3 protein-coding genes are annotated in these 2,603 nt (G+C 65.8%); all 3 read left to right on the top strand.

Translation table 11 applies throughout. The annotated features are described in order from the left end of the window. Window positions 1-296 precede the first annotated feature (296 nt). The 3 genes from QZV94_RS24500 (at window position 297) to QZV94_RS24490 (ending at window position 2,465) form a co-directional block, all read left to right on the top strand. Window positions 297-788, top strand: coding sequence for a DUF305 domain-containing protein (locus QZV94_RS24500; RefSeq protein ID WP_293683014.1), 492 nt, complete (start codon window positions 297-299; stop codon window positions 786-788). A gap of 370 nt (window positions 789-1,158) precedes the next feature. Continuing rightward, complete coding sequence (locus QZV94_RS24495) at window positions 1,159-1,620, top strand: DUF2231 domain-containing protein (protein ID WP_293683012.1); 462 nt, start codon at window positions 1,159-1,161, stop codon at window positions 1,618-1,620. Window positions 1,621-1,685: 65 nt separating this feature from the next. Next, window positions 1,686-2,465 carry a DUF4198 domain-containing protein gene (locus QZV94_RS24490; protein WP_293683010.1) on the top strand — a complete coding sequence of 260 codons (780 nt, stop codon included), beginning with the start codon at window positions 1,686-1,688 and terminating at the stop codon, window positions 2,463-2,465. The last annotated feature ends 138 nt before the right edge of the window (window positions 2,466-2,603 follow it).

Here is a 2,603-nt window from a genome sequence, read left to right as displayed (position 1 = left end):
CGACATGGGCGCTGCCGGCGCGTTCGAGACTGATCCGGAGATCACGGCGGCCGGATCAAATCTGATCTTTGGCGACTACCTGTTCGGCTGAGTGGAGGCCCCGCTCTTACGCCCAAGGTCATAGAGCCGGGACGCGCCTCTCGGCCTTCGCGCTGAGCGAGGGTCACGAGCGTCGCGCCTGTCGTCTCGTTCCGGGAAGCCGCGCTGTCATGCGCTTCGCGCGAAGCGTAAGGATGAGGCGGCGTCGACGGCGGAGCCCGTCGGACGCTGTGATAGCAGGTGATGGAGACGCGAAGATGGAAGACGCCCACCACAAGTCGATGGACCCGAAGATGATATCCCACCAGTACATGATGCTGGGGGTCAATCTCGCGCTTTCCCTAGCGATCATGTATTTCGCCATGTTTGCGATGATCTATAGCTGGGGAGAATTTGTTCAGAACATCAACTTCTTCTACATGGCTCTGGTCATGTGGGCGCCGATGGCGGCCGTCATGTTGCTAACAATGGGTTCGATGTACCCGAACACCAAGATCAACATCGCGCTCTACGCGCTGTTCGCGGCGGTGTTCATTCTGTCTCTGGTCGGCATCCGCCAGCAAGGACTGGTCGGTGATCGCCAGTTCGTGCGCTCCATGATCCCACACCATTCCGGCGCGCTTCTGATGTGCAACCAGGCGGCTCTCCGCGACGCCGAGCTCCGCCAGCTCTGCTATGGTGGAGACGGAATCGTCGCTTCCCAGAAGCGAGAGATCGCCCAGATGAAGGCCATCCTGAAGCGTCTGTAGCTGGAGCCCCTCCAGGCGCCGGTCCCTTCGCCACGAAGCTGCGCGCCTTCCCTTCGCCAGGATAGCTCGCTCACCCGATTGCAGAGCGGGCTCGGGCGCTCACAGATCGTCTCAAGGGAAGGACGCGCGCGGCGCGTATTCAATAGACGGAGGCCCTTCAATGAGCATACCGCACTGGCTGCGTGTGATTTGCCTGAGCGCGTTGATTGGCGTCTCAGCACTCTCCTGGCCTGCGGCCGCTCATGAAGGACATCCCAAAGCTGCGAACGCGGCTCCCGCAGCCGACCCAGGCGGTCCCTACCTTCAGCCCCAGCACTCCGCGGGCGCGCCGTCGTCTCCCGAGGCGCAGATGGCGGCGGAAGGTCATGCGATGGACGAGGCGCCTCCCAAGACCTTCGGCGGTCGCCTCGTGAACTGGCTCGGCAAGTGGCACCCGAGCCTGGTCCACTTTCCTATCGCGCTCTTCCTGGTGGCAGGCCTCCTGGAGGCCCGCGCCGTGCTCCTCCGCAAGGCGCGGCTCAGTGAAGCCACGCGGATCATGGTAGGCCTGGGCGCGCTTTCCGCCCTCGCCGCCATCGTCCTGGGCTGGATGGCTATGGGCTGGACCTATGGGCGATATGATCGCCTCCACACAGCGCACCAGACACTCGGCACCTCCATTGCGCTGCTGGCGCTGGGAACCTGGTGGGCGCACGAGACCTGGCTCAAGGGGCAGGGGCGGGCGATAGGCTGGCTCTACGCGCTGCTGCTCACCGGCACGGTCGCCGCCATCGCGATCAATGGTTTCATGGGCGGCGCCCTCGTGCGCGGTCTCGACCATCTGAATTTCTGATGAGCGCGCTCATGGCCTCGCCCGCTTCTCCCCGGCCTTACCGGAATCCACCTGGAGCCTCCCTGATGCACGTACCCTCGCTGGCGCCCCTCGGCGTCGCTGCCGCCATCGCGTCCCTCGGCCTTGCCGCCCCAGCCGCCGCCCATGACTTGTTCCTTCTGCCGAGCGACTTCACCCCGGCGCTCGGGCAGACGGTGACACTCGATGCGACCGTCTCAGCGGGCTTTCCAAAGCTGGAGACTGTGGTCGCGGTCGATCGGATGGGAGCACGGCTGGTGAGAGTGGGAGGCTCCGCCAGCCAGCTCACGGCTACGGGGACCGGGACTGCCGCGCGCCTGTCTTATCGCCCGCAGGGGAGAGGCGATGCGGTTCTGACAGTGGCGATGCCGCCGCGGGACGTGGAGTACCCGCACGACCGGATCGGGCTGATCCTTGCGGAGTACCACCTGGAAGGCCCGGCCGCCGGCGCCGCACGGGCGCTGCCGGCTTCAGCCGCCCTTCAGGTTAGTTCCACCCGCTTCGCCAAGACGGTGCTTTGCGTCGACGCCTGCGCCGAGACCGACGACCTGCGCCGCCCCGCTGGCCTGGACCTGGAGTTCGTGGCCGGCGAGAGGCCTGGAGAGTATCTCTTGCTTGCGCAGGGCCAGCCTGCGCCGAGCCACCCTGTTGCGATCGTCGACGCGAGCGGCAAGCGCCAGCAGGCGCGTACTGACGACAGGGGTCGCTTGAGCCTGACGGAGAGCGCCCGAGGCCGGACCATGCTGTTCGCTGCAGTCATGGCGCCGCCGCCACAAGCCGGGGCCCGCTTCCGCCTCGACCTGACCACACTGACATTCGAGCGTTGAGCAGACCCGTGCCCTCACGCCTCGCCCTTTGCCGCCGGATCGCCTGCAAGAGCGCGAGTAGACCCTGATGCTCGGGCAACTGAGCTCGGCGGCAGGCGTTGCCAAAAGATACGAAGGGACGACCTCATGAACCCGACC

This window comes from uncultured Phenylobacterium sp. (genome assembly GCF_902826855.1).
Classification (GTDB): domain Bacteria; phylum Pseudomonadota; class Alphaproteobacteria; order Caulobacterales; family Caulobacteraceae; genus Phenylobacterium.
Note: the sequence above shows the minus strand (reverse complement) of the source record. Positions and strands in the feature narration are given on the sequence as shown.